The sequence below is a fragment of the Kitasatospora sp. NPDC051702 genome, assembly GCF_040681575.1.
Taxonomy (GTDB): Bacteria; Actinomycetota; Actinomycetes; order Streptomycetales; family Streptomycetaceae; genus Kitasatospora.
The window spans coordinates 74,223-99,780 of sequence record NZ_JBFAZB010000034.1 but is presented as its reverse complement, the minus strand read 5'-3'; the positions used below and the strand labels follow the sequence as shown (position 1 = coordinate 99,780).

The following is a 25,558-nucleotide window of genomic DNA, read 5'->3' as shown; positions in this document are numbered from 1 at the left end:
CGACCACCCAGAGCCCGCGGCGCAGGTAGTAGCGGACGGCGTGCTGCCAGGTCCAGTGCGCCTCCAGCCGGAAGCCGGGCAGGCCCTCGACGGTGTAAAGGCCTCACACACTGCTGTACTCCGAGAAGCGGACCGGCTGGTCGGCGCGGAGATCCTCTCGGAGGAGCGGGTCGGGCGAACCCGAGTCATTACGGCCAGGACTGACACCGTTCTCTACAGGCCGCTGTGTGACCTGCTGCTGGTGACATACGGGCCGATGCCTCGGCTGAGTGCGCTCATGTCCGACCTCGATGGCATCGACGAGGCGTACATCTACGGTTCCTGGGCAGCCCGCCACAGCGGCGTGCCCGGGCCGATCCCAGCAGACGTCGACGTCCTGGTCGTAGGACGCCCCGATCCGGACGAGCTGTTCGATGTCGCTGAACATGCCTCCCGGGAGCTGCGCCGGGAGGTCAACGTCCACCGTGTCACTCCGGAGGCATGGGCATCACCGAGCGACGAACCTTTCTTGACCTCGGTCCGCGAGCGACCGCTGGTCCGCCTGCAGCTACGTGAGGAGAACGGCGAATGAGTCGCTGGGAGCAGGGCCGAACCGTCGTTGACGACCTGATCCATCGCGGGGAGGTCGAGAAGGTGCCGGCCTCGGCGGAGCATGCGGATGCGGAACTCGTCCAGGCCCGAAAGCACTTGGCCTCCGCAAGGCTGCTCCTCGATGTCGACCCGGTCGGTGCATACAGTCTTGCCTACGACGCTGCGCGCAAGGCGCTTGCGGCGGTCCTGGCAAACCAGGGACTTCGCGCCACAAGCAGGGGTGGCCACGTCGCGGTCTACGAGGCGGTGAAGGCACAGCTGGACCCTCCGCTCGGAAGCATCCTGCGACCGTTCAGCCGCATGCGTGTCCGCCGGAACGAGAGCGAATACCGATCCGGTGAAGCTCCGCCGGTCTCCCCCGACGAGGTCAGGGGAGACCTTCCCAAAGCTCAGGCGATCATCGAGCTGGCCGAGAAGGCCATGCCGCACATGGGTCGCTACTGATCGCCGAAAGCCCGCGTTCGCGACTACGGATGGACGGGTCGACGCGGTACACGCCGCGCCCTGGTGAACTTCCGCCGTCCGGTGTCGGCGGCGAGTTCGTTGAGGCGCTCGCCGATCACGGAGACGGCCGGACGGGGCTCCTGCTCGTAGTACCAGGGCTTGTATCGGCGGAGTAGCTCCTCGCCCTGCTCGGTCCAGGTGAACCCGGGCTTCCGCAGCACTTTCCGGAACACTGCGTCGACCGTTTCCGGGTAGCCGGCGGCCAGGCGGCGGATCGGCAGGGGCGCGATCGACTCCTCGCGCAGGTACATGCGCAGTATGTCCTGGTGCGGCCTTCGGCCCGCGAGGGCCGGGTCGGCGAAGCGGTCCCGGAGCGTCCCGTAGTCGGCGTAGAACTTGAGACCGTCGACCTCGTCGTAGATGACGCCGAGTGTCTCCGAGCCTGCAAGTTCTCGGGGCAGCTCGAAGGCCGGGAAATCAAGGCTGGGCAGCCAACTGCCCCGGGCCCGGAGAGGCTGCTCGGCGACAGCCTGCCGGTGCCGGTAGTAGGCGTTGAGCCGGTCCTCGGCTTCGACAGGGGGAAGGACCAGTTCGTCGCTGGCGCAGAACTGGATGAACGCGGCCCGGTCCTGGCGCATCGACTCCCATCCCTGCTCGATCTTCTGGGGGTTGCGGAAGCCCAGTTCGGGTTGGCTGGTGGCCAGTTGGAGTGCGGCGCGGGCAATCTCGGTGGAACTGGACCTCGGGTACGACGATATCGCCCCGGAGATCAGCCACACCCCGTCCGGCAGGCGGTACTGCAGGATGAAGTTGTCGGTGATCCGGACCGCATCGCCCTCCTCCAACTGCCGCTCCGGGCCGGCGACCTCCAGCAGCAGCGGGGTCAGCCACCGGTCGAAGCGCGAGCTCTGAGCGAAGGCGACGAGTTCGTCCTTCAGCTCGGAGCATCGCTCGATCAGGCCCCGCAACGACGCCTCGTCCTCGGTCCGTACCACGACACCCATGCGGGGCCCTCTCGATCGTGAAGGTTCCGACGCTCAGTGCGCCCAGTAGTAGCGGTACGCCTCGACCCACTCCGCTCCGTCCGGAGCCGGATCCGGCAACGGAAGGTCCAGCAGCCCGATCGTCTGCCTGAACTCACCGCGGGTGCACAAGGCGACGATCCTTCCGTCCCGTGAGAGGTCGACGCCGCGCACGGTCACCTCGACGCCCAACACCGACGTGCTGAACGGCATCGTCAGGTTCTCCTCGACGGCGGCGAACAGCGCCGACACCTCCTCGTGCTCGTCGTAGGTGTCGACCGTCGCTTCATCGACCAGCGCAGCCAGTTCTCGCCTGCTGAACGTGCCCATGGCGTCACGCTAGCGGACCTGTTCACCGCTGGGTTGCGAGCGGTCCGAAGCCCCGCCGACTTGCGCGCGTATCGTCACAGCATGCGACTGAGCACCGTGATCCTCCCCATCCACCGGTGGAGCGAGGGGCAGAAGATCTGGCGGCGGGCCGAGGACCTCGGGTTCCACGCCGCGTACACCTACGACCACCTGTCCTGGCGGTCGTTCCGCGACGAGCCCTGGTTCGGCTCCGTCCCGACCCTGACGGCGGCGGCGTGCGCGACCGAGCGGATCCGCCTCGGGACCCTGGTGACCTCGCCGAACTTCCGGCACCCGGTGACCCTGGCCAAGGAGCTGATCACGCTGGACGACGTGTCCGGCGGGCGGGTGACGCTGGGGATCGGGGCCGGCGGGACGGGCTTCGACGCGACGGCGATGGGGCAGGAGGCGTGGTCGCCGAAGGAGCGGGCGGACCGGTTCGGCGAGTTCCTGCCGCTGCTGGACGAGCTGCTGCGCACCGACGCGACGACCCGCGGGGGCACGTACTACTCGGCGGTCGAGGCGCGGAACGTCCCCGGGTGCGTGCAGTCGCCGCGGGTGCCGTTCTACGTCGCCGCGACCGGGCCGCGCGGGCTGCGGCTGGCGGCCGAGCACGGGCAGGGGTGGGTGACGTACGGGGACCCGAAGGGGCCCGCGGACGTGCCGGTGGAGCAGGCGCCCGCGGTGATCGCGCAGCAGATCGCGAAGCTGACGGCGGCCTGCGAGGCGAAGGGCCGGGACGTGGCCGCGCTGGAGAAGGTGCTGCTGCAGGGCTCGACGGCGGAGAAGCCGCTGGCCTCGCTGGACGCCTTCGTCGACTGGGCCGGGACGTACCGCGAGCTGGGGATCACCGAGCTGGTGGTCCACTGGCCGGTGCCGGACTCGATCTTCGAGAACGACCTCGCGGTGTTCGAGCGGATCGCCACCGAGGGCCTCGCCCAGCTCACGTAGTCGGCGGCCGGATCGCCGGGGCGGCCGGACGCCCGGCTACGGGTGCGGGCGGGTGCGCTGGGCCGGGAACCGGGACTCGGGGGCGCGGCGGGCGATCTCGGCGAGGGCGTGGAAGAGGACGTCGCCGAGCAGGACCGGCTCGCGCGAGGCCTCGGGCGCGAAGTCGGGTGCGACGTCGGACGGGGAACCGGACGGGGAGCCGGACGGCGGGTCGGGCGGGGAGTCGTCCCGTACGTCCGGCGGGCGGCCGGGGCGGGCGGCGGCGGGCGGGGCGGTCACGGGGTGCTGCTGTCCGAGCTGGCGAGTGGGCATGGCTCTTCCTGCCGACGGGGACACCGTCCACAGTCCTGCCCGCCGCCCCGGGCAGGACACGCCGGCCGCCGGGGAATAGGCCGGAAACGGCGCCTCGGGGACCGAAAGCGGGCCCGCGGGCGGACGGCACCCGGCCGTGACGCGGACGGCGGGCGGCCGGGAGGAGTCCGGGAGACGGCCCGCGGGCCCCGCCGGGCGACCGCAACCTCGGCGGTGACCGGCGCCGTACCCATGGGCGAAGATGGACCGGTGACCGAACCCCGCACCGCTCCCCGCCTCATCGCCACCGACCTGGACGGCACCCTGCTGTGCGCCGGCGGCACCGTCAGCGAACGCACCGCAGCGGCCCTGGCGGCGGCGGAGGCGGCCGGGGTGCAGGTGGTGTTCGTGACCGGGCGGCCGCCGCGCTGGATGCAGCAGGTGAGCGCGCACATCGGCGGCCACGGGCTGGCGATCTGCTCGAACGGGGGCGCGGTGGTGGACGTCCGGCGCGGCGAGCTGCTGGAGTCGTTCCCGCTCCCGGCCGCGACGGCGCTGGAGGTGGTGGAGGTGCTGCGGGCCAAGCTGCCCGGCACCTCGTTCGCCTTCGAGTACCCGGCCGGGTTCGCCCGCGAGCCCGGGTACGAGGTGCCGATGTGGGGCGAGGACGAGGAGCATCCGATCGGCCCGGCGGAGGAGCTACTGGGGGCCGGTGGGGCGGTCCGGGGCCTGTTCAAGCTGCTGGCCAAGCACCCGGACCTCGACCCGGACAAGCTGCTCTCGGAGGCCCGGGAGGCGGCCGGGCACCTGGCCGAGATCACCCGCTCGGCGCCGATCCCGCTGCTGGAGATCAGCGCGCCCGGCGTCACCAAGGCCAGCACGCTGGCCCACTGGTGCGCCGGGCACGGGATCGACCGGAGCGAGGTGGTGGCCTTCGGCGACATGCCGAACGACCTGGAGATGCTGGACTGGGCGGGCACCGCCTACGCCGTCGCCAACGCGCACCCGCAGGTGCTGGCGGCGGTGGCGCGGCACACCGTGAGCAACGAGCAGGACGGCGTCGCGGCGGTGCTCGAGGAGCTCCTCGCCCTCCCCCGGAGCTGACGGCCGGGCCCGGCCGGCGGATCCCGGCGGCCGGCTCCGGTCCCGCCGATCCCGGCGGCCGGCCCTACCCGAAGCGGCCGTTGACGTAGTCCGAGGTCCGCTGGTCGCGCGGGTCGCCGAAGACCTGTGCGGTCGGCCCGGCCTCGACGATCCGCCCCGGGGTGTCGTGGGTGGCCAGGAAGAACGCGCAGGTCTGCGAGACCCGCTGGGCCTGCTGCATGTTGTGGGTGACGATCACGATGGTGAGCCGCCCGCGCAGTTCGGCGATGGTCTCCTCGACCCGCCGGGTGGAGGTGGGGTCGAGCGCCGAGCACGGCTCGTCCATCAGCAGGATGTCCGGCGAGACCGCCAACGACCTCGCGATGCACAGGCGTTGCTGCTGCCCGCCGGAGAGCGCGCCGCCCGGGGTGTGCAGCCGGCCGGAGACCTCCTCCCAGAGCCCGGCCCGGCGCAGGCTGGTCTCCACGAGGTCGCGGCGTTCCTCCTTGGACACCTTGATCCCGGCGAGCTTCAGCCCGCTGGCCACGTTGTCCTGGATGGACATCGCCGGGAACGGGTTGGGGCGCTGGAAGACCATGCCGATCCGGCGCCGCACCTCGGCGGGGCGCCGCCCGGGGCGGTAGACGTCGTCCCCCTCCAGCAGCACCTCGCCGGAGAGGGCGGCGCCGCGGACCATCTCGTGCATCCGGTTGAGGATCCGCAGGTAGGTGGACTTGCCGCAGCCGGACGGGCCGATCAGCGCGGTGACCTCGCCGGCCGGCATGGCGAGCGAGACCCGCTCCAGCACCTTGTGGGTGCCGAACCAGGCGGAGACCTCGCGGGTCTCCAGCCCGGCCAGCGGCCCGCCGGGGTGCGCGCCGGGTGGCGTCGGCGGGAGGGTGAGGGTGTCGGCGACCGGGTCCACGGCCCGGGCGCCGGTCGTCGGGCCGGCCGCCGGGAGGTCGGTGATCGGCAGGTCGGTCATCGGTGCATCCGTCATCGGTACGGGCCTCCGGGCGCGCGTCAGTAGAGGTTGGGCAGCAGGGCGGCGGCGTTCTCGTAGACCGCCCAGAGCAGGGCGGCGACCACCGGCGCGGCGCTCAGGTAGGCGGCCGAGCGCCGCCAGTGGCGGGCCAGCAGGAGCGCGCCGACCACCGCCCCCAGCAGGCCGAGCGACCACAGCTGCAGCGCGGCCAGCGCGCCCTTGTCGGCGGCCAGCGCCTTGTCGTAGGCGACGGTCTCCGGCCGTCCGCCGGGGTTCTGCTCCGGGTCGCCGTCCAGCCGGGCGCCGATCATCACGGTGGAACCGGGGATCCAGTCGGAGTCCCCGGTGACCAGGACGAGCCGGTTGCGGACCGGGTCGCTGATCGGGTGGTCGCCGTCGCCGTACACGTTGACGGTGTAGCTGAACTTCCCCTGCCCGGTGGTGGCCTCGATCCGGTCGCCGACCCGCAGCTCGGAGAGCCTGGCGAACGGCGCGCCGAAGGTGGCGCCGCGGCCGAACACGACGGCCACGCCGCCCTGGCCGGGCAGCGCGGTGTCGCGGCGGTGGCCGGGCCCGCGCATGAGGTCCCGGCCGGTGGTGCCCTCGACCACGACGGCCTGGTGCAGCCCGATCGCCGGGATGTCCAGCAGGGCCACCGGGGCGCCGTCGGCGGCCGTCCCGGTGGGTGCGACGGCCCGGGCGAGCTGGTCGCGGAAGGTCTTGTGGGCGGTGGACTGGTAGTGCCGCTCCTGCAGGTGCGAGAGCGTGAACAGGTAGCCGACGAAGCCGAGGACGAGCGCGGCCAGCAGGCTGGCCGCCCAGGCGCCCTGGAGGAAGCGGCGGCGGGCGGGGGTGACGGCGGGCCGGGGTGCCGGGCCCGCGGGCGGTGCGCCGGCGGGCCCGGCCGGCCGCGCGGGGGCGGCGGCCGGCTTCTCCAGCACGGGGGCGGTCACGAGGTGCCGTCCGAGGACTTGCGCCGGCGCAGCAGGCGCCGGCCGAGCAGCGGCGGGACGAGCACGACGGCGAGCAGTTCGACGGCGGTGAGGGTGCTCAGCGTCCAGTCCTCGGGTTTGCCGGCGACCTCGACCACGTTCGCCGCGACCTCGCCGCCGGCCCGGGCGCGGGCCACCACCTGGCCGGTCTGCGGGTCGATCACGTCCTCGGTGGTCGGGTCCTCGCCCGGGGCCGCTCCGCCGGCCGCGTTCGGGTCGCCGGCGGCGGCCGCGTCGCCGCCACCGGCGGCACCCGCCCCGCCGGACCCGGCGGTGCCGCCCGTCCCGCCGGTACCGCCCGCACCACCGGTGCCGGCCCCGCCGGACCCCCCACCGGTGCCGCCGCTGCCGCCGGTGCCGCCCGCGGCCGTGCCGGCGCCGGTGCGCGCACCGCTCCCGCCACCCGAGCCGCCGGTGCCGCCGGCCCCGCCCGCCGCCGCCGAGCCGCCCGTGCTGCCGGCGCCGCCGGTCGAGCCACCGGAGCCCGAACCTGTCTTGACCGGCTGGCCGTTCTGCACGGTGCAGTCCAGCGGGGTGCCCTGCTTGTCGCAGGGGCTGGGCTGCGGGGCGTTCTTGAGGACGGTCAGTTCACCGGCCGCGTTGAAGGTCGGGTTGGGGCAGTTGGCGAGGGTGTTCGGGTCGACCTTGCTGGCGTTGCCCGGGATGCTCTTGGTCTGCAGCAGTCCGCCGCGGACCAGTCCGCGCGGGATCGGCGAGTAGCCGAGGCCGTCGGCCTCGCCCTGGCCCTCGCAGAGCACGTAGTCGAGGAAGCGGCTGAGCGCGCCGCCCTTGTCGTTGGTGAACCGCGGCGGCGGGGGGAGGGCCGCCCCGGCCCGCGGCACGATCAGGTAGCTGTAGCTGGAGATCGGGTAGGCGCGCGGGTCGTCCATGGTGTAGACGCCGTCGAGGTTCTGCTGCAGGTAGTTCGGGTCGTTCGGCGCGGTGCCGTCGTCGACGCCGCGGATCCTGGCGGCGGTGAGCGCCACGGCCACGTTGGAGGCCGTCGGCAGGGAGTAGTACCCGGCCTGGTTGAGCACCTTCACGACCGGCCAGTTGCTGCGCTTGGCGAAGGCGTACTCGTCGTAGCCGATGGTGCCGACGTTGGAGGAGGCCTTGATGTAGCCGGCCACCACGTCGGAGCCGTTCTGCGCGACCATCCGGCCGGAGGACGGGAAGAACTCGGTGTAGTCGCCGCAGGTGACGCCGTTGACCGACGTGCAGTAGTCGTCCCACTGGGCCTTGTGGGTGTGCTCCATCCACCGGGTGAACTGCGCGGTGGCGCCGGAGCCGTCGGAGCGGATCACCGGGGTGATCTGCAGGCTGGGCAGGGCCTTCCCGTAGTCGGCGGTGATCCTCGGGTCGTTCCAGTTGGTGATCTTCCCGGTGAAGATGTCCACCACGCTCTGCGGGGAGAGCCGCAGGTCGCGGACCTGCTTGCCGCCGACGACCAGGTTGTACATGAAGGTGGTGCCGCCCGCGGTGATCGGCACGTAGGAGAAGCCGTAGGTGGGGTTCTCCGGCTCGCCGGAGCCGGAGCTGTGGCCGGACTGGCCGAGGCCGGTGTCCGGCGCGGAGCGGAACGGCACGTCGGAGGCGGTGAAGTCGTCCTGGCCGATCGACCACTGGTTGCGGCCGGCCGCCGAGCCGACCGGGTTGAAGTTGATCTGGATGCCCTGCGAGGCGACGTCCTGGCGCCACTGGTCGATCGCCGGACCGGCCCAGCTGGAGCCGTCGGCGCTCAGCGCGACCGCCGCGTAGGCCGGGGTGCTCAGCCCGGTCAGCAGGGAGGCCGCGGCGAGCAGCAGGGACAGCAGCCCCGCGAGCAGCCGGGCCACGGAGCGCCTTGCGGCCTCCCGGAACATGGGAACTCCTCTGGTACGGAGGGTGGTCGGTCGGGTCGCCGGCACCGGGCCGGCGGATCGGGTCGCCGGCGCTGGGCCGGCCCGGTGGGTCTCCGGCAGGGCGCCGGTCCGGTGGGTCTCCGGCAGGGCGCCGGTCCGGTGGGTCGCCGGCAGGTCGCCGGTCCGGTGGGTCGCCGGCAGGTCGCCGGTCCGGCCGGACATCAGCGCCTCCTCGGCCGGAGCCCGTACGGGGTGGCGACGGCGTGCGCGGCGGCCGCCTCCAGGCGGCGGGCCTCGCGGGCGATCCGGCGCTTCTGGGCGCGGGTCAGCTGCCCGGGCCGGCGGCCGCCGAGCACCCGTGCGGTGACGAAGAGGATCAGCACGACGCCCATCAGGGTCAGTCCGGCGGCGAAGCCGCGCGCGATCATGCCGTCGTAGGGCTGCTTGACGTAGTTCCAGATGTACAGCGGCAGCGAGACCTGGTGCTCCTCGAACGGGTTGCCGTTGAACTGCGAGGTGAAGCCGGAGGTGAGCAGGACCGGCGAGGTCTCGCCGACGCCGCGCGCCATGCCGAGCACCACGGCCGTCACCAGGCCGGGCCGGGCGGTCGGCAGCACCACGTTCCACACCGTCCGCCACTGGCTGCCGCCCAGCGCGTACGAGGCCTCGCGCAGGGTGCCCGGCACCAGCCGGATGACCACCTCGGCGGCCCGGGTGACGATCGGCATCATCATCACGGTGAGCGCCAGCGAGGCCGCGAAGCCGCTCTTCTCGAAGCCGAAGGTGATGATGACGACGCCGAGGATGAAGAGTCCGGCCACGATGGACGGCAGTGCGGTCATCGCCTCGACCAGGGTGCGCACCGGGCGGGCCATCCGGCCGCCGACCTCGGACATGAAGACCGCCGCGGCGATCCCCAGCGGAACGGCGAACAGCGTCGCCAGGCCCAGCTGTTCGAGCGATCCGACGACGGCGTTGAGGGCGCCGCCCGAGGTGATCGGGTTGAGCGGCCCGGTGTGCTCCATCGACTCGGTGAAGAAGTTGAGGTGCTGGGCGGCCTCGTAGCCGCGGCTCGCCACGTAGCCGATCTGGTCGACGATCAGGGCGACCACGAGCGCGCCGGAGCTCCAGGCGACCACGCCGACCAGGCGGTCCCGGACCATCATCCGGTTCCACTGCAGCCGGCCGAGGCCGTAGTAGCCGAGCAGGAAGAGCAGGTACCAGCAGACCAGGAAGCCGAAGGCGCCGCTGAACGGCAGGATCCGCTCGTACAGCATCCAGACCAGGCCGAGCGAGCCGGTCAGCGCGCCGGCCACGGTGAGGACGTCGTCGCGGGTGACGCCGCCGAGCCGGACCCGCTTCTCGGGCCGGGGCGGGGCGGGCGCCGCGGGCGCCGGGTCGCCGGCGGGCCCGGGCGCCGCGACCGGCGGCAGGTCGAGCGTGGTCATCGGGTGGTCCCTTCACGGTGGGTCTCGCGGTGGGTCGCGCGGGCTGCCCGCCGGTGCGGGTGGCGGTCCTGGTGACGGTCCCGGCGGTGGCCCGGTCGACGGCTCGGGTGGCGGCTCGGGTGGCGGCTCGGGCGGCGGTCCTGGTGACGGTTCGTCATGGTCAGTCCGCCGTCGCCGAGCCGGAGCGGGACCGGTTGATCACGAAGCCGGCCGCCACGTTCACCAGCAGGGTGAGCGCGAACAGCACCAGCCCGGCCGCCATCAGCGCGGAGAGGGAGAGCCGGTCCGACTCACCGAACCGCAGCGCGATCAGCGCGGAGATCGAGTTGGCGCCGTTCTCCAGCACGTGGGTGATGGCCTTGAAGTTCGGCGAGATGATCAGCGCGACGGCGATCGTCTCGCCCATCGCCCGGCCGAAGCCCAGCATCACCGCGCCGATCACCCCGCCGCGGCCGAACGGCAGCACCACGGTGCGGACCATCCCCCAGCGGGTGGAGCCCAGCGCGTAGGCGCCCTCCCGCTCGCCCTGCGGCGCCTGCGAGAAGACCTCCCGGCTGAGCGAGGTGATGATCGGGATGATCATCAGGGCGACCACCACGCCGGCGATGAAGGTGGACGAGGTGTACGAGGTCCCGATGTCACCGGTGCGCACCTTGAGGAAGGGGACGGTGTCGCCGAGGTGGTTGGCCAGCCAGCGGACGAACCCGATGATCCTCGGCTGCAGGAAGAACAGGCCCCACAGGCCGTAGACGATGCTGGGGATCGCCGCCATCAGGTCGACCAGCGAGATCAGCGCGGCCCGCAGCCGCACCGGCGCGTACTCGGCGATGAAGACGGCCGTGCCGAGCGCCACCGGGACGGCGATGACCAGCGCGATCACCGCGATCAGCAGGCCGTTGGGCAGGACGGCGGCGATGCCGAAGTTGTGGGCGGCGGTCTGCCACTTCTGCTCGGTCAGGAAGGACCAGCCGACGACCCGCAGGGCGTCGGTGCCGCGCAGCACCAGGAAGAAGGCGATCAGCCCCATGATCGCGAAGACCGAGAGGCCGGCCAGCCGCAGCACCCCGCGGAAGACCCGGTCGCCGGGGGTCGCGGGGGAGGTGATGGCGCGCGGGACGTCGGGGTCGGGGCGGCCGTCGCGGCGCGACGGTGCTCCGTCGTGCGGTGCCGCGGGCTCGGCGGCGGCTGTCATGGTCTGCTCTCCGTGCTCGGGAACGGGGTGCTCGGGAACGGCGTGCTCGGGGAACGCGCTCGGGGAACGCGCTCGGGGAACGGCACGCTCGGAAGCGGCGGATCCGACGAACGGCGTGCGCGGCGGGCCGCGGGCTCGGCGGGGCCGGGACGGCGGCCCCGCCGAGCACCGCGCGCCGCGGTCTCAGCCCCTGCGGCGCAGTCGCGCCCACTGGGCCCGCACACCGGCCAGGGCCTTGGCCCCCGCCGGGGTGCCGCCGAGGAACAGCGCGGCCGGTCCGCCGACCAGCAGCACCAGGCCGGCGATCAGGGCGACGGGCAGCAGCAGCCGGGCGGTGCCGGGCCGGTCGGGCGCGGGGGCGCCGGCCGCGACCGGGGCGGCGGCCAGCGGGCCGCCGGTGGCCGCGGGGGTGGCGCCCGGGGTGGCCTTGGCCGCCACCGGGGCGGAGGTGGCCGCGCCGCCGGCCGTCGCGGCGCTCCCGGTGCCGCCGGAACCGAGGCTGCTGCCGGTGCCCGTGGAGCCGGTCGTGGAACCGATCGTCGAGCCGGTGGTGAAGCCGGAGGTGGAGCCGCTGCCGCCGGTGGCGTCCCCGGTGCCGGTCGCTCCGCCGCTCCCCGTGGCACCGGTGGCGCCGCCGTCGCCGGACTGGCCGGTGCCGCCGGTCGCCGCGGTGCCGCCCGCGGTGCTGCCGCCCGTCGAGCCGGCGCCGGTGGCGGTCCCGCCGCCGTCGGGCGCGGTGGTCGGGGGCTTCGGCTCGGTGGTGGGCGCGGGCGGCGTCTGGTTGCCGGGGTAGCTGCCGTCCTGGGCCGAGACGTGCTTCACCGCGTCCTGGGCCTGGGCGAGCTGGGCCTGCGTCAGTCCGAGGAAGCCCGGTGCGAGCCGGCCGGGCTCGACGCCGTAGAGCTGGCCCCAGCCCGGGTCGGTGACCTTGCCGAGGAAGGTGGCCACGGCGGCGCTCTTCTCGGCGGACAGGCCCGCGGTGGGGACCATCGCGTACTGCACGGCGGTCAGCGGGTAGGCCCGCTGGTCCCGCGCGTAGTCGCTGCCGGCCTGCCCGTAGGGGAGGGTCTGGGTCCCGGTGAGGGCGTCGACCGGCATGTCCGCCACGGCGGCGGCGAAGCCGGACCGGTCGGGCTGGACGAAGCCGCCGGCCGGGTTCCTCAGCGCGGCCTCCGGCAGGCTGTAGGCCTGGGCCTGGCCGGCGTCCATGATGGCGAACAGCCGTCGGCTGCCCTGGGGTTGCGCCGGGCGCTTCTGGTAGTTGCCGTTGAGGATGTTGGAGGAGAGCGCCGTCATCCGGTTCTGCAGGATGGTCCGGGAGACGTCGACCAGACCGCCGAGGGTCGGGTTCCACTCCAGCTGCTTCCAGATGCCCGCGGCGTCCTTGCCGCCGGGGACGCCGGAGTTGTCCTGCCGCTGGAGCGCCTCGACGGGGTAGCCGGTGAACGCGGGCCGCAGGTAGAAGGTGTCGACGTGCATGCCCCACTGGTCGGGCGCGCCCTGCAGGAACTGGGCGGCGTCCGGGTCGGCGGCGATCCAGGAGGTCAGCTGGTAGGTGAGGTCGGTGGTGCCGCCGACCACGGTCGGGGTCAGCTCCTCCGGCGAACTGCAGTTCGGCCAGTGCAGGTTGGCGTTCTCGGGGTTGAGCGCGCGGAACTCCGGGTCGGCGAAGAGGCAGTTGGGGTTGCCCTCCACGGAGGGGATCACCGGGCCCAGCGCGGCGTACGACTGGGTGAGCATCTTGGCGAGCAGCCGGGCGTTCAGCTTCATGTCCCGGATCTGGCGGCCGGTGGTCGGGTCGTCGACCACGTACACCACGGAGATGCCGGTGCTGGCCAGCGGGGCGTAGACGTACGGCCGGGGCGCCGGCGAGCGGTCGGGCCGGGCGACCAGGGCGAGGTCGGTGCCGGTGCCGGCCAGGAAGTCGGCGCGGGCCTGCGGCTCGCCGGTGGCGATGATGTACTGCAGCGACATCGGGGAGCTGCCCAGGCAGAGCCCGGTCCGCCACTGCTGCATGGTCCGGTTGGCCATCTCCAGGCCGGCGGTGCTGAAGGACGCCTGCTGGACCTTGCAGTCGGCGGGCGCCGGGGCGAAGTCCAGCGGGACCACCACGTGGTTGCGCCAGGCGCACTGCTCGTTGGCGTTGTTCCCGGTGACCCAGTTCTCCACGCCCTGCATGACGCTGTCGGTCGCCGCGTAGAAGAAGAAGCCGTCGTCGTCGATCGCGTGGTTGTCGCAGTTCGGGACGCCGTTCTGCTCCTGGTGGAGGTCGAGCGGGTCGCCGCCGTAGTTGGGCTCGACGACGATCGAGCACTTGTGCTGCGCGTCGCAGCCCAGCGTGGGGGCCTGCTGGCCGGTGAGGATCTCGATCGAGGCGGCGCCGGAGCCGTCCGGGCCGGTCGGGGCGATCACCGCGTTGGACGGGAAGTCGGGGGCGTTGCCCGCGGCCGGGAACTTCTGCTCGAAGCCCTTGTCCCGGTCACCGCCGTACAGGGTGCTGCCGTAGCAGTCGGTGATCGCCGGGTCCTCGCCGCGGCACTGGTAGATCCGGACGGGGTACATCGCCTTGTCCGAGTAGGGCTGGACGACCGTCACGGGCTCGCCGCCGGGCCGGCCGACCGTGGGGGTGAAGCCGCTCCAGGAGACCTGCACCACCTGGTTGGTCAGGTTGCCGGTCTGCGAGACCGTCACGCTGCCCTCGGGGCCGTAGCTGCCGCTGGCCGGCTGCCACACCTTGGGCCCCGTGACCGTGGTGGAGCCCGCCGCGTGCGCCTGCGGGGCGGTGCCCAGGCCGAGCGGGACCACCGCGATCGCCGCCACGACCGCCCAGACGAGGGTCAGCGCCGACAGGCGCCGGCTCCACCTCCCCCGGTGTCCGGGGTCGGGTTCGCGGATTCTCATGGCGGGCACCTCCGGGGGTTGCGGCCGCCGCGGCGGCACGAGGGTCGGTCGCGCTGTGATCGATGGCTCCGGTGCGTACCATTCGGCCAGCCGGACATGGCCGGATCGGGTCGACCGGGTGTACGAGACCACAACGCGACGACTCCGCACCGGAGTTGGGAACTCCGAATGCGGACGGGCCCGCGCCGAGGCGCGGACCCGTCGACCTGCGGCGAAGCCGCCCCGAAACTGCCGGTCAGCTTCCCTGGGTGAAGGTCAGCGCGAGCGAGCCGACCGACTGGCCCTCGGTGAAGAAGCTCGTCCCGAGCTTGGCGTCGAGGTACTGCGCACCGGCCGCGTCCACCTGGAGGCTGGAGGCCGAGAGGTTCTGGGTGGTGCCGGTCCGGCCGATCACGTTGTCGCCCGCCGGGTCCAGCAGCGCGACGGGCGTGGTGCCGCCGACCGGGACGGCGTTGATCTGCCAGGTGTCGACGTGGAAGTCCAGCTGCTTGAACGTCACGCTCTTGCCGTTGGCGAGGTTGACGAAGAGCAGGCCGCCACCGAGGTTCACGTCCCCGTAGAACTGCGGGATGTTCGCGGCGCCGCCGGTCACCGGGAAGGTGGTGGTGAGGCCGGTGGTGCTGTCGTAGGCCGGCGCCGCCGGCTGCAGCGGGACGACCAGGATGCCCTTGAGGGCGGCCTGGGCCAGGAAGGTGGCGTCGTTGGTGATCACCGCGCTGCCGGTGGACGGCGTGGCCGCGTCGGCGGCGGCCGCACCGCTCAGGCCGGTCACGGTGAGGACGACGGCGGCGCCGGCTGCGGCCAGGCGTGCGCGCGATCTTGCCATGCGGAGCTCCTTGGGAGAGGTGGTGTGGCTGTCGGTGCGGCCGGCGGCCACGGGCGCGGGGCCCGTGGCCGCCGGGTGGAGCGGGACGGCTCAGGAGTGGGTGGCGCTACCGCAGGCGAAGGACGGCAGCGGCAGGAAGCCGTAGCTCTTGATGTCCGCGGAGCCGCTCTTGCAGATCCAGCCGGTCGGGCCGAAGATCGCGCGCAGGGCGGTGCCGTGGGTGTCGGTGGCGATCCACTCGGCGTGGCGCACGACGTTGTAGACCACGCGGCCGTACGCGGTGGCGGCGTAGCTGGAGCTGATGACCTTGTTCACGGTGTCGACCGGGGCGATGCCGTTCACGCTGCGGATGGTCAGCGGGCCCTGGACGTCGGAGCCGCTGCCCTTGCCGAAGTACACCTGGCCGATGTAGTGGGCGACGGAGTAGGGCACCAGGATGTCGGCGTCGTTGAGGACCGGGTCGGAGCCCTGGTTCTCCTGGACACCGGTGGTGACGCAGGCGCCCGGGGTGACGGCGGTGCCGCCGCCGATGGCCTGCAGGAAGAAGGAGCGGGTGCCGGAGCTGGCCTGCGGCAGCTGGGGCTTGATGGTGGCGGAGGAGAGCGACGGGTCGATCTGGTTCCACTTGGTGACGGCGCAGGTGTAGATGTCCTTCAGGTTGGCCGTCGTCAGGTTGGCCGGCGCGTGGCCGCCGGTGCCCAGGGCCGCCCAGGAGACCGCGTCCTTCGCGTAGGCGATGAAGTCGTCGGTGGTCGGGTCGGTGGCCGCCGGGCCGCGCGAGGAGCGGGCGAAGTCGACCGTGGCGCTGGTGTTGATGTTCAGCGCGGTGATGCCGGCGCCGGAGCCGTTCGGGCGGGCGATGGAGGTGGCGCCCGTCTTGGTGGTGATCGGCGAGGTGCCGGTGGCGTCCCAGCTGTAGAGCCGCGGCGCGGTGGTGCCGGCCACCGTCGCGTTGTAGTCGGTGGAGAACTGGTTCAGCAGCGCCTGGGTGGTGTCCGAGCCGACGCCGACGATGTCCTGCGCGGCCGGCAGCGAGGCCGGGTCGGCCAGGGCGGTGCCGCTGGCGACGGTGGCCAGGGAGGTCGCGAGGGCGGCGACGGTGAGCAGCTTGGCAGCGGTCTTACGCATGTTTCTCTTCCTCCGGTGGGAGAGACGTCCATCGCGTGACCCGGACTCCGGTGGGAGTGCGGGGCCGGTGGCCGCGTCCGCGGCGGCCGCTCCGGCAGTGCCGATCCTGTCCGGCGGGCAGGTTCCGCCGGAAGGGTGGTCGAGGGCGGGTCGGGAATGTCGACTCATCGCTTCGACGAGGTTTAGCCACTGGTCAGGAGGCTCGCGGTGGACCGGCGGCGGGCGCCCCGGCGGCCGGTGACGTTCTTCTCCAGGTGGCGGCTCGGGGTGTTGCCGGATACCTGCGCTTTACCCGGACTGCACGTGCGGACCGGCCGGGCACGGCCTACAGCGGCCAGCGGGCGTCCCGCCCGGCGCGCCGCGACTCCTGCCCGAGCCACTGGAGTCCGGCCAGGAAGCCCTCCACGCCGGCCTGGCACTGGTCGCGCCGGAGGTACCCGCGCGCGCTGCGGGCGACCGGAGCGGGTTCGACGGCGGCCCGCCGGGTGCTGCGCACCGGCAGGTGGGCGGACCACGCCCACTGGCGGCCCTCGGACTGGACGACCGAGCACCGCAGTGCGGCCCGTTCGATGAGAAGTTCCCGTACCGCCTCGGCGAGTTCCTCCTCGCTGCGGTAGGTGCGCACGCCGACGCCGAGCGGCCGGCCGTTGGCGGCGCGCAGCGCCCAGCCGAGGCAGCGGTCGGGTGCGGGGACGATCAGCAGCCGCGGACCGCGCCGCTCAGCGGCCATCGGGGCGTCTCAACGGCACCGTCTTCGAAGGGAGTTCGCGGGGCGGTAGCTCGCGCGCGGGTTGTTTGGCGAGCAGCACGACGAAGCGCCGGAAGGCGTTCTGACAGGTCGCGTACCGCTCGTACGCGCGGCTGGAGCGCACCTCCGGGAGGGTGCGCGAACCGGGGATGACCCAGATCCAGCCGATGCCGTCCCGGACGTGGGTGATCCGCGCGGTGAGCTCGGCGGCGCCCGCCCGCAGCCCGTCGAAGCCGCGTTCGGCCTCGCCGGGCGTGTCGAACGCGGCCGGGGTGATCGCCACCACCCGCCCGTTCGGCGCCTTCAACTGCCAGCGGTACCGACCGTCCGGGGCTCGCTCGGCCCTGAACCCGCCTCGATGTGCCCCTGCTGCGGTGTGACCGCGGCCCGACGCGTCCACTGCTCCCCCCGTCCGGTTTCCCCTCCGAGACGGGAGCAAAGCTATGTGTGCACACAGACCCACGGAAAGCCCAAAACGTTCACAACTTGCGCTGTTGGTCGGGAAGTTCTCCCTCGTTTAACTTTCACCCGCCGGCGGGGTGAGGGTGGTGCGCCCGGGCCGGGAGGGGCCCCGGAGCACCCCCGGGGCGACCCGCAAGCGGAACCGGAACCGACCGCTCCAGGGTGCGGAACCGGTCACAACCGGGCCGTCCAGCGGACCCTGGTGCCCCTCCCGTGCGGCCCGGCCTCGTGCCAGGCGTCCCCGCCGAGCGCCTCGGCCCGCCGGGTCAGGTTGCGCAGGCCGCTGCGCCGGCCGCCCTCCGGGATGCCGACGCCGTCGTCGGTCACGGTGAGCAGCACCCCCGGCCGGCCGGCCCGCTCCAGCGACTCCGGATCGCCGCTGACCGGCCGGCCGGTGTCGCCCAGGTGCACGGTCGCGTCGATCTCCACCCCGACCCGGGAGGCCCGCGCGTGCCGGGCCGTGTTGGAGAGCATCTCCCGGAGCGCAGCCAGGAGTTGACGGCCGGTCCGCTCGCCCACCAGGCTCTCCACCGGCCCGACGAAGCTCACCGAGGGCTTGAACCCGAGCGCCGCCGCGGCCTGGCTGGCCTCCCGGATCACCCGGGTGCGCAGGGTGTCCGGGGCGTCCCCGTGGTTGTCGTGCTGGAGCGCGTAGATGGTGGTGCGGACCTCCTGGATGGTGGCGTCCAGCTCGTCCACCGCGTTGCCGATGCCGACCTTCACCTCCGGGACGACGGACCTGCGGGCCGCGCTCTCCAGCATCATCCCGGTCGCGAACAGCCGTTGGATCACCAGGTCGTGCAGGTCCCGGGCGATCCGGTCGCGGTCCTGGAAGACGGCCAGGCGCTGCTGGTCGCGCTGGCCCTCCGCGAGCCGCAGGGCCAGCGCGGCCTGCGAGGCGAAGGTCTCGGCGAGCTGCTTCTCGGCGTCGGTGAACGGCAGCGCACCGCGCGGACGCCAGACGCAGAGCCCGCCGAGCACCCGGCCCGCGGCGACCATCGGGACGGCCATGGACGGGCCGAACCCGCGGGCGACCCGGATCACCACCGTCGGATCACTGGACATGTCGTCCAGGTAGACGCTCTCCCCGGCGAGCAGCCGGGCCGCGAGGCCGCCCTCGGGCAGCAGCTCGCCGCGGACGAACTCGGCGGCCTCGCCGGAGGCGTGGGCGACCCGCATCTGACCGTCGCCCGGCCGGCCGTCGCCGCCCTCCACCGGGCCGGTCGGCAGCAGGATCATGCCGAGCGCGGCGTCCGCCAGCTCCCGCACCTGTTCGGCGGCGACGGTCAGCGCGGTCTCGGCCTGGTCGGTGGAGAGCAGCGCGGTGGTGACGGCGGCGGCGCCGGCGATCCACCGCTCCCGCCGCCGGCCCTCCTCGTACAGCCGCGAGTTCTCGATCGCCACGCCGGCCGCGGCGGCGAGGGCGTGGACCACCTGCTCGTCCTCGGGGGTGAAGGCGCCGCCGCCCAGCTTCTCGGTGAGGTAGAGGTTGCCGAACACCTCGTCGCGGATCCGGATCGGCTCGCCGAGGAAGGTCTTCATCTCCGGGTGGTGCGGCGGGAAGCCGGAGGAGCGCGGGTCGGCGCCGAGGTCGGTGAGGCGCAGCGGTTCGGGGCGGTCGATGAGCGCGCCGAGGATGCCGCGGCCGGCCGGGAGTTCGCCGATGGCGGCGGCGGTGGCGTCGTCGACGCCGACGTGGATGAAGTCGGCCAGGCCGGTGCCGCCGGGGGCGATCACGCCGAGCGCCGCGTAGCGGGCGTCGACGAGCTCGGCGGCGCCGGTGGCGATCCGGTGCAGGGTGGCGTGCAGGTCGAGCCCCGCCCCGATCGAGACCACCGCCTCCAGCAGCCGCTGCATCCGGTCGGTCACCGCGGCGGCCGACTGGAGGCGTTCCGCGACCTCGGTGACCAGCGTGTCCAGGCCGAGCGAGGCGATCTCGGGCACCCGGTGGGGGGTCGGCTCGGGGGCGGCCGCGGGGAGGTCTGGCGTGGGGTCCATGAAGAAGAGCCTAGTTTGTACGGTTTTCAGCCGAAGGACGGCACGAGGGCGGTCAGGACCCCACCGGCTCCAGCAGCCCGTCCGCCTCCCGCTCCCGCCGCCACATCGCGTGCAGCCGCCCGTCCCGGTCCGCGAGCAGCTCCGACCAGCGGCCCCGCTCGGCGACCCGGCCGCCGTCCAGCACCAGCACCTCGTCCACCGTGGTGTCGTCCAGCCCGGCCAGCCGGTGGGTGATCAGCACGGTGCTGCGCCCCGCGGTGGCGGCCAGCAGGTCGGCGGTGAGCGCGTCGGCGGTGGGCAGGTCGAGGTGCTCGGCGGGCTCGTCCAGGACGAGCACCGGGAAGTCCGCCAGCAGGGCCCGGGCCAGGGCCAGCCGCTGCCGCTGGCCGCCGGAGAGCCGGGCGCCGTGCTCGCCGACCATGGTGTCCAGGCCCTGCGGCAGGCGCTCCGTCCAGTCCAGCAGGCGGGCGGCGGCGAGCGCGGCGCGCAGCTCGTCCTCGCCGGCGCCCGGGCGGGCGAGACGCAGGTTCTCCCGCAGCGAGCTGTCGAAGACGTGGGCGTCCTGCGCGCAGAGCCCGATCACCCGGCGGACGTCCTCACCGGCGAGCGCGCGGCCGTCCACCGCCTCCGGGCGGCCGGCGGCGAAGGTGACGGCGCCCTCACCCGGCTCCAGGAACCGCAGCAGCGCCTGGGCCAGGCTGGTCTTGCCGGAGCCGGAGGGGCCGACCACGGCGATCCGGCGCCCGGGGGACAGGTCGAGGTCCACCCCGGCGAGCGCGTCCGCCGCCTGCCCGGGGTGCCGGACGGTCAGCCCGCGCACCGCGACCGGCAGCGGGTGCTCCGGCAGCGCGACGGGCTCGGCCGGCTCGGCCACCGCGGCCTCGGCCTGCAGCACCTCGTCGAGCCGGGCCCGCGCGGCCCGGCTGCGCTGACGGGCCTGGACGGCCTGCGGCATCCCGGTGACCGCCTCGAAGGCGGCCAGCGGGGTGAGCACCACGACGGCCAGGCAGACCGGCGCCAGCGCGCCCGCGCGCACCCCCTGGACGCCGACCGCGGCCGCGGCGGCCACCGTCAGCCCGGTGAGCAGTGCGATCAGCCCGGTGCCGAGCGCCGTGGTGGCGGCGGAGCGGGCGGCCAGCCGGGTGAGCGCGGCGTCGGCGGCCCGGACGGCGGCGAGCCGGCCGGGCAGCGCGCCGGCGACGGTGAGTTCGGCGGTGCCCGTGAGGGCGTCGACGACGGCGGTGGCGAGCCGGCCGCGGGCCGGGGCCTGCCGCCGTTCGGCGCCGGCCGACCAGCGGGCGGCGAGGGCCGGCACCAGCACGCCCGCGAGCAGCAGGCCGAGCCCGAGCACCGCCCCGGCGGCGGGCAGGAACGCGCCCATCGCCACCACCGCGGCCAGCGAGACCGTGCCGGCCACCGCGGCCGGCAGCCGCCACCGCAGGTAGTGGTCCTGGACGGCGTCGACGTCGGCGACCAGCCGGGAGAGCAGGTCGCCGCGCCGGAAGGCGGGCAGCCCGGCCGGGGCGAGCACGGTCAGCCGCCGGTAGACGGCGGCCCGCAGGGTGCCGAGGGTGCGCAGCACGGCGTCGTGCGAGACGAGCCGCTCGGCGTAGCGGAAGACGCTGCGGCCGATCCCGAAGGCCCGTACGGAGGTGACGGCCATCATCAGGTAGAGCACCGGCGGCATCTGGGAGGCCCGGGAGATCAGGTAGCCGGAGGTGGCCATCAGGGCCACGGCGCAGCCGAGGGCGAGCGCGCCGAGCAGGACGGCGAGCGCCAGCCGGGGGGTGGCGGCCGCCGGGGCCGCGGGCTCCTCGTCCGGGGCCGGGGCGTCGGTCGGCCGACCGCTGTGCGCGAGCGGGGCGGGCGCCGGGGCGGGTTCCCCGGCGGCGGGCGGCCCGGCGACGGGGCCCGCCAGCCGGACCCGCTCGTCCGCGACGGCCAGCAGGGCCGGCCGGTGCGCGACCACCAGCACGGTGCGGCGCCGGTCCTCGGCGAGCCCCCGCACGGCGTCCACGACGGCGGCCTCGGAGGCGCCGTCCAGGTTGGCGGTGGGCTCGTCCAGGAGGACCAGGGGGCGGTCGTCGGCGAGCAGCACCCGGGCGAGCGCGAGCCGCTGCCGCTGTCCGGCGGAGAGCCCGGCGCCGTCCTCGCCGAGGGGCGCGTCCAGGCGGGTGACGAAGTCGAGCGCGTGCGCGGCCCGCAGGGCCTGCCAGAGCTGCTCGTCGTCGGCGTCCGGGCGGTGGAGCCTGAGGTTCTCGGCGACGGTGCCGGCGAACAGGTGCGGGTGCTGCGGCACCCAGGCGATCTGCCGCCGCCAGCCGTCCGGGTCCAGCTCGGCGAGGTCGTGGTCGCGCCCGTCGGCGGCGGTGATCCGCACGGTGCCGGCGTCCGGCGCGGTGAGGCCGAGCAGGACGGCGACCAGGGTGGACTTGCCGGCCCCGCTCGGCCCGGTGAGGGCGGTGGTGGTGCCCGGGCGCAGGGTGAGGGCGGCGCCGTCCAGCGCGGGCTCGGTCCGGCCGGGGTGGCGGACGACCAGGCCGCGGGCGGTGATGACGGCACCGGTGAGGTCGGGCGCGGGCCGCGTGCCGGCCGCGGGCGGCGGGGTCTCCAGCACCCGGAAGATCTCGTCGGCGGCCGTCAGCCCCTCGACGCTGGAGTGGTAGAGCGCGCCGACCTGGCGGATCGGGAAGTAGACCTCGGGGGCGAGGACCAGGATCATCAGCCCGGTCTCCAGGTCGAGCGTGCCGTCGACCAGCCGGAAGCCGACGGTGACCGCGACCAGGGCGACCGAGAGGGTGGCGAGCAGCTCCAGCGCGAAGGAGGAGACGAAGGCGATCCGCAGGGTGCGCAGGGTGGCCCGGCGGTAGTCGGCGGTGATCCGGGCGATGGTGGCGGCCTGGGCGCGGGCCCGGTTGAACACCTTGAGGGTGGGCAGCCCGGCCACCACGTCGAGGAAGTGGTGCGAGAGCCGGGCCAGGGTGTCCCACTGCCGGTCCATCCGGGCCTGAGTGGCCATCCCGATCAGCACCATGAACAGCGGGATCAGCGGCAGCGTCGCGGCGATGATCGCGGCCGAGGCCGGGTCGGCGCCGACGATCCGCAGCAGCACGATCACCGGGACGACCACGGCGAGCGCCAGTTGCGGCAGGTAGCGGGAGAAGTAGTCGTCCAGCGCGTCGACGCCGCGGGTGGCGAGGGTGGTGAGCTCGCCGGTGCGCCGGCCCGCCAGGTAGGCCGGGCCGAGCGCGGTGGCGTGGTCGAGCAGCCGGCGCCGCAGGGTGGACTTCACCCGGGCGACGGACCGGTGCGCGGTGAGCTCGGTGAGCCAGCCGACCAGCCCGCGCCCGACGGCCGTCAGCACGAGCAGCAGCAGCGGCGCGGTCAGCTCGCCGGTGGTCGCGCCGCGCTGGAAGCCGCGGACGACGATCTCGGCGATCAGACCGGCCTGCGCGACCACCAGGGCCGCGCCCGCCGCGCCGAGCAGGACCGATCCGGCGAGGAAGGCCCGGGTGGTGCGGGCCTGGGCGAGCAGTCGGGGGTCGACCGGCTTCACGGCGTCACACCTGTTCGGGCGCGGCGGCCGGGGCGTGCCCGGGGATGTGCTGGACGCCGATGCGCTTGCGGAACACCCAGTACGTCCAGCCCTGGTAGAGCAGCACGAGCGGGGTGAACACCGCGGCCACCACGGTCATCAGCTTCAGCGTGTACGGCGAGGAGGCCGCGTTGCCCACGGTCAGGCTCCACCCGTCGTTCAGGGTCGACGGCATGACGTTCGGGAAGAGCGCCAGGAAGAGCATCCCGACGGCGGCCACGATGGTCGCCCCGGAGAGGACGAACGCCCAGCCCTCGCGGCCCAGCCGGGTGGCCACCAGGGCGCCGACCAGCGCCAGCACGGCCGCCACCAGGGCCACCAGGCTGCGGCCGTTGCCGCTGTCGCCCTGCGTCCAGACCAGGAAGACCAGCGCCAGCACCGCGGCGGCCAGGCCGGTCCGCAGCGCGGCCGCCCTGGCCCGCTCGCGGATCCCGCCGACGGTCTTCAGCGCCGCGAACACCGCACCGTGGAAGGTGAACAGGCTGAGCGTGACCAGGCCGCCGAGGATCGCGTACGGGTTGAGCAGGTCCCAGAAGGTGCCGACGTAGTTCTTCTGCGCGTCGATGTCGACGCCGCGCACGATGTTGGCGAAGGCCACGCCCCACAGGAAGGCCGGGATCAGCGACGTCCAGAAGATCGCCTCCTCCCAGTTCCGCTGCCAGCGGGCGCCCTCGCGCTTGGCCCGGTACTCGAAGGCCACGCCGCGCACGATCAGGCAGACCAGGATGACCAGCAGCGGGACGTAGAAGCCGCTGAACAGCGTCGCGTACCAGTCCGGGAACGCCGCGAAGGTGGCCCCGCCGGCGGTCAGCAGCCAGACCTCGTTGCCGTCCCAGACCGGGCCGATGGTGTTGATCAGCACCCGCCGTTCGGCGGTGTCGCGGGCGAGCGGCTTGGTGAGGATGCCGATCCCGAAGTCGAAGCCCTCCAGGAAGAAGTAGCCGATCCACAGGACCGCGATCAGTACGAACCAGACGTCGTGGAGTTGCATGTCAGATCCCCTGTGGTCCTCAGTAGGCGAAGGCGAGAGGCTTGTCGGCCTCGTCGTCCGCGGACGGGCCGCGCAGCGACGGGTCCTTCGCGGGCGGCTGCTCGGTCACCACCGGCCCGGCCTTGGCGTACTTGACCAGCAGCCGGACCTCGACGACGGCGAGGATCGCGTAGAGCACGGTGAAGGTGGTGAGGGCGCCGATCTGGGTGCCGACCCCGACGTTGGGGGAGACCGCGTTCGCTGTGGTCATCAGGCCGAAGACGGCCCAGGGCTGACGGCCCATCTCGGTGAAGATCCAGCCGAAGCTGTTGGCGATCAGCGGGAACCCCATGGTCAGGATGCCGATCCGCCAGCTCCACTTGGTGAGGAACGGCCCCAGCTCCCGCCCGGGGGTGAGCATCAGCCGCGGGACCTCGGTGTCGCCGGTGCGGAACTCCGGCCGCAGGAACAGCCTGCGGCGGGTGGTCCAGAGCCCGATCACGCCGGCCACGAAGGAGGTCATCCCGAAGCCGATCATGAGGCGGAAGCCCCAGTAGGTGACGAAGATGCTCGGGATGTAGTCCTTGGGGTCGCCCCCGTACCTGGCGGCCTCGGCGGCCGCGGTGTCGTTGATGCCGGGGACGGAGGAGTTGAAGTCGCTGTGGGCGAGGAAGGACAGTATCCCGGGGACCTCCAGCTCGACCGAGTTGTGGCCCTTGCTCACGTCGCCGACCGCGAAGATCGAGAACGGCGCCGGCGACTGGGTGTCCCAGAGCGCCTCGGCGGCGGCCATCTTCATCGGCTGCTGCTCGAACATCACCTTGGCGAGCGAGTCGCCGCTGAGCGCGGTGCCGGCGCCGAAGACCACGGCGAGCACCAGGCCGAGCCGCAGCGAGGTGCGCATCACGGCGGTCCTCTTCGGGTCGGCGCCCTCGGGCCGGCGCTTGGCCCGCCAGAGGTGGAAGGAGGCGATGCCGACCACGAAGGCGGCCCCGGTGAGGAAGGCGGCGGTCAGGGTGTGCGCCACCACGGTCAGGGTGGTGTTCTGGAACAGGACCTTGGTGATGTCGGTGAGCTGCGCCTTGCCGGTGGCCGGGTCGATCGTGTAGCCGACGGGGTGCTGCATCCAAGAGTTGGCCGCGAGGATGAAGTAGGCGGAGAGCACGGTGCCCAGCGCGACCATCCAGATGCAGGCGCAGTGCAGCTTCTTCGGCAGCTTGTCCCAGCCGAAGATCCACAGGCCGATGAAGGTGGACTCGAAGAAGAAGGCGATCAGCGCCTCCATCGCGAGCGGGGCGCCGAAGACGTCTCCCACGAACCTGGAGTAGTCGGACCAGTTCATGCCGAACTGGAACTCCTGCACGATGCCGGTGACCACGCCCATCGCGATGTTGATCAGGAAGAGCTTCCCCCAGAACTTCGTGGCGTGGAAGTACTTCTCCTTGTCCGTCCGCACCCAGGCCGTCTCCAGACCGGCCACGATGGCGGCCAGGCTGATGGTGAGCGGGACGAAGAGGAAGTGGTAGACGGTGGTGATGCCGAATTGCCATCGCGCGATGGTCTCGTGAGCGATTGCCAGTTCCACGTCGCCCTCTCTCCAACCTGCCCCGCGGGGCGCGTTTCGGACAAACTTCATCTATAGCTGCAGACCGGTATCCGGCCACGCAAGCTTGCCCGCTTGTGAACGTGAACACGTTCACAAGGAGCAGTATCCATCATGCTTACGGATGAATCGCAGGCGG

At 73.5% G+C, this 25,558-nt stretch carries 21 protein-coding genes; 4 read left to right on the top strand and 17 right to left on the bottom strand.

Going from position 1 to position 25,558, the window contains the following annotated elements:
• Positions 1 to 571, top strand: a 571-nt coding sequence (locus AB0N04_RS25825) for a nucleotidyltransferase domain-containing protein (RefSeq protein ID WP_363365358.1), incomplete at its 5' end; no start/stop codon positions are given.
• Positions 568 to 1,035 carry a HEPN domain-containing protein gene (locus AB0N04_RS25820; protein WP_360211904.1) on the top strand — a complete coding sequence of 156 codons (468 nt, stop codon included), beginning with the start codon at positions 568 to 570 and terminating at the stop codon, positions 1,033 to 1,035. The genes AB0N04_RS25825 and AB0N04_RS25820, both read left to right, overlap by 4 nt.
• A gap of 23 nt (positions 1,036 to 1,058) precedes the next feature.
• Here AB0N04_RS25820 and AB0N04_RS25815 read toward each other — a convergent pair whose 3' ends face one another.
• Positions 1,059 to 2,039 carry a hypothetical protein gene (locus AB0N04_RS25815; RefSeq protein ID WP_360211906.1) on the bottom strand — a complete coding sequence of 327 codons (981 nt, stop codon included), beginning with the start codon at positions 2,037 to 2,039 and terminating at the stop codon, positions 1,059 to 1,061.
• 33 nt (positions 2,040 to 2,072) lie between these two features.
• The gene (locus tag AB0N04_RS25810) at positions 2,073 to 2,387 is read right to left on the bottom strand and encodes a hypothetical protein (RefSeq protein WP_360211908.1); all 315 of its coding nucleotides are present in this window, start codon (positions 2,385 to 2,387) and stop codon (positions 2,073 to 2,075) included.
• Between the two features lie 81 nt (positions 2,388 to 2,468).
• Here AB0N04_RS25810 and AB0N04_RS25805 point away from each other — a divergent pair, with 81 nt between their 5' ends.
• Positions 2,469 to 3,356, top strand: a complete 888-nt coding sequence (locus AB0N04_RS25805; RefSeq protein ID WP_360211910.1) for an LLM class flavin-dependent oxidoreductase — start codon at positions 2,469 to 2,471, stop codon at positions 3,354 to 3,356.
• A gap of 36 nt (positions 3,357 to 3,392) precedes the next feature.
• Here the strand turns inward: AB0N04_RS25805 and AB0N04_RS25800 are convergent, their stop codons facing one another.
• Complete coding sequence (locus AB0N04_RS25800; protein WP_360211912.1) at positions 3,393 to 3,668, bottom strand: hypothetical protein; 276 nt, start codon at positions 3,666 to 3,668, stop codon at positions 3,393 to 3,395.
• A gap of 231 nt (positions 3,669 to 3,899) precedes the next feature.
• Here AB0N04_RS25800 and AB0N04_RS25795 point away from each other — a divergent pair, with 231 nt between their 5' ends.
• Positions 3,900 to 4,751 (top strand): HAD family hydrolase, encoded by an 852-nt coding sequence (locus AB0N04_RS25795; protein WP_360211914.1) that lies wholly within the window; start codon positions 3,900 to 3,902, stop codon positions 4,749 to 4,751.
• Positions 4,752 to 4,815: 64 nt separating this feature from the next.
• Here the strand turns inward: AB0N04_RS25795 and AB0N04_RS25790 are convergent, their stop codons facing one another.
• From AB0N04_RS25790 to AB0N04_RS25725, 14 genes are all read right to left on the bottom strand, one after another.
• The gene (locus AB0N04_RS25790) at positions 4,816 to 5,730 is read right to left on the bottom strand and encodes a phosphate ABC transporter ATP-binding protein (RefSeq protein ID WP_363365354.1); all 915 of its coding nucleotides are present in this window, start codon (positions 5,728 to 5,730) and stop codon (positions 4,816 to 4,818) included.
• 23 nt (positions 5,731 to 5,753) lie between these two features.
• A complete protein-coding gene (locus AB0N04_RS25785) occupies positions 5,754 to 6,668 on the bottom strand; it encodes a class E sortase (protein ID WP_360211918.1) in 915 nt (304 codons plus the stop codon).
• Positions 6,665 to 8,569 (bottom strand): phosphate ABC transporter substrate-binding protein PstS, encoded by a 1,905-nt coding sequence (locus AB0N04_RS25780; protein ID WP_360211920.1) that lies wholly within the window; start codon positions 8,567 to 8,569, stop codon positions 6,665 to 6,667. Before AB0N04_RS25780 ends, AB0N04_RS25785 begins: the two co-directional genes overlap by 4 nt.
• 200 nt (positions 8,570 to 8,769) lie before the next feature.
• The gene (pstA, locus tag AB0N04_RS25775; protein WP_360211922.1) at positions 8,770 to 9,996 is read right to left on the bottom strand and encodes a phosphate ABC transporter permease PstA; all 1,227 of its coding nucleotides are present in this window, start codon (positions 9,994 to 9,996) and stop codon (positions 8,770 to 8,772) included.
• A gap of 160 nt (positions 9,997 to 10,156) precedes the next feature.
• Positions 10,157 to 11,188: a phosphate ABC transporter permease subunit PstC gene (gene pstC, locus AB0N04_RS25770; RefSeq protein WP_360211924.1), complete on the bottom strand. Its 1,032-nt coding sequence runs from the start codon at positions 11,186 to 11,188 to the stop codon at positions 10,157 to 10,159.
• 183 nt (positions 11,189 to 11,371) lie between these two features.
• A complete protein-coding gene (locus AB0N04_RS25765) occupies positions 11,372 to 14,089 on the bottom strand; it encodes a hypothetical protein (protein ID WP_360211926.1) in 2,718 nt (905 codons plus the stop codon).
• Positions 14,090 to 14,324: 235 nt separating this feature from the next.
• Complete coding sequence (locus AB0N04_RS25760; protein ID WP_360211928.1) at positions 14,325 to 14,915, bottom strand: hypothetical protein; 591 nt, start codon at positions 14,913 to 14,915, stop codon at positions 14,325 to 14,327.
• Between the two features lie 90 nt (positions 14,916 to 15,005).
• Complete coding sequence (locus AB0N04_RS25755) at positions 15,006 to 16,043, bottom strand: substrate-binding domain-containing protein (protein ID WP_360211930.1); 1,038 nt, start codon at positions 16,041 to 16,043, stop codon at positions 15,006 to 15,008.
• Positions 16,044 to 16,368: 325 nt separating this feature from the next.
• Positions 16,369 to 16,773 (bottom strand): hypothetical protein, encoded by a 405-nt coding sequence (locus tag AB0N04_RS25750; RefSeq protein WP_360211932.1) that lies wholly within the window; start codon positions 16,771 to 16,773, stop codon positions 16,369 to 16,371.
• On the bottom strand, positions 16,763 to 17,098 hold the full coding sequence (locus tag AB0N04_RS25745; RefSeq protein ID WP_360211934.1) for a hypothetical protein: 336 nt from the start codon (positions 17,096 to 17,098) through the stop codon (positions 16,763 to 16,765). Before AB0N04_RS25745 ends, AB0N04_RS25750 begins: the two co-directional genes overlap by 11 nt.
• Before the next feature lie 329 nt (positions 17,099 to 17,427).
• Positions 17,428 to 19,251, bottom strand: a complete 1,824-nt coding sequence (locus AB0N04_RS25740) for a GAF domain-containing protein (RefSeq protein WP_360211936.1) — start codon at positions 19,249 to 19,251, stop codon at positions 17,428 to 17,430.
• Between the two features lie 52 nt (positions 19,252 to 19,303).
• Entirely contained in the window at positions 19,304 to 22,807 is a 3,504-nt protein-coding gene (gene cydD, locus AB0N04_RS25735) for a thiol reductant ABC exporter subunit CydD (RefSeq protein ID WP_360211938.1), read from the bottom strand.
• A gap of 4 nt (positions 22,808 to 22,811) precedes the next feature.
• The gene (gene cydB / locus AB0N04_RS25730; protein WP_360211940.1) at positions 22,812 to 23,837 is read right to left on the bottom strand and encodes a cytochrome d ubiquinol oxidase subunit II; all 1,026 of its coding nucleotides are present in this window, start codon (positions 23,835 to 23,837) and stop codon (positions 22,812 to 22,814) included.
• Positions 23,838 to 23,856: 19 nt separating this feature from the next.
• Positions 23,857 to 25,401: a cytochrome ubiquinol oxidase subunit I gene (locus tag AB0N04_RS25725; protein ID WP_360211942.1), complete on the bottom strand. Its 1,545-nt coding sequence runs from the start codon at positions 25,399 to 25,401 to the stop codon at positions 23,857 to 23,859.
• Positions 25,402 to 25,558 lie beyond the last annotated feature (157 nt).

What these genes read in the sequence shown, in the direction of transcription:
- AB0N04_RS25810 (WP_360211908.1), bottom strand. Translation starts at nt 2,387, where the DNA reads ATGGGCACGTTCAGCAGGCGAGAACTGGCTGCGCTGGTCGATGAAGCG.
- AB0N04_RS25755 (WP_360211930.1), bottom strand. Translation starts at nt 16,043, where the DNA reads ATGCGTAAGACCGCTGCCAAGCTGCTCACCGTCGCCGCCCTCGCGACC.
- AB0N04_RS25740 (WP_360211936.1), bottom strand. Translation starts at nt 19,251, where the DNA reads ATGGACCCCACGCCAGACCTCCCCGCGGCCGCCCCCGAGCCGACCCCC.
- pstC (WP_360211924.1), bottom strand. Translation starts at nt 11,188, where the DNA reads ATGACAGCCGCCGCCGAGCCCGCGGCACCGCACGACGGAGCACCGTCG.
- pstA (WP_360211922.1), bottom strand. Translation starts at nt 9,996, where the DNA reads ATGACCACGCTCGACCTGCCGCCGGTCGCGGCGCCCGGGCCCGCCGGC.
- cydB (WP_360211940.1), bottom strand. Translation starts at nt 23,837, where the DNA reads ATGCAACTCCACGACGTCTGGTTCGTACTGATCGCGGTCCTGTGGATC.
- AB0N04_RS25805 (WP_360211910.1), top strand. Translation starts at nt 2,469, where the DNA reads ATGCGACTGAGCACCGTGATCCTCCCCATCCACCGGTGGAGCGAGGGG.
- AB0N04_RS25790 (WP_363365354.1), bottom strand. Translation starts at nt 5,730, where the DNA reads ATGACGGATGCACCGATGACCGACCTGCCGATCACCGACCTCCCGGCG.
- AB0N04_RS25815 (WP_360211906.1), bottom strand. Translation starts at nt 2,039, where the DNA reads ATGGGTGTCGTGGTACGGACCGAGGACGAGGCGTCGTTGCGGGGCCTG.
- AB0N04_RS25820 (WP_360211904.1), top strand. Translation starts at nt 568, where the DNA reads ATGAGTCGCTGGGAGCAGGGCCGAACCGTCGTTGACGACCTGATCCAT.
- AB0N04_RS25780 (WP_360211920.1), bottom strand. Translation starts at nt 8,569, where the DNA reads ATGTTCCGGGAGGCCGCAAGGCGCTCCGTGGCCCGGCTGCTCGCGGGG.
- AB0N04_RS25800 (WP_360211912.1), bottom strand. Translation starts at nt 3,668, where the DNA reads ATGCCCACTCGCCAGCTCGGACAGCAGCACCCCGTGACCGCCCCGCCC.
- AB0N04_RS25750 (WP_360211932.1), bottom strand. Translation starts at nt 16,773, where the DNA reads ATGGCCGCTGAGCGGCGCGGTCCGCGGCTGCTGATCGTCCCCGCACCC.
- AB0N04_RS25795 (WP_360211914.1), top strand. Translation starts at nt 3,900, where the DNA reads ATGGGCGAAGATGGACCGGTGACCGAACCCCGCACCGCTCCCCGCCTC.
- AB0N04_RS25765 (WP_360211926.1), bottom strand. Translation starts at nt 14,089, where the DNA reads ATGAGAATCCGCGAACCCGACCCCGGACACCGGGGGAGGTGGAGCCGG.
- AB0N04_RS25760 (WP_360211928.1), bottom strand. Translation starts at nt 14,915, where the DNA reads ATGGCAAGATCGCGCGCACGCCTGGCCGCAGCCGGCGCCGCCGTCGTC.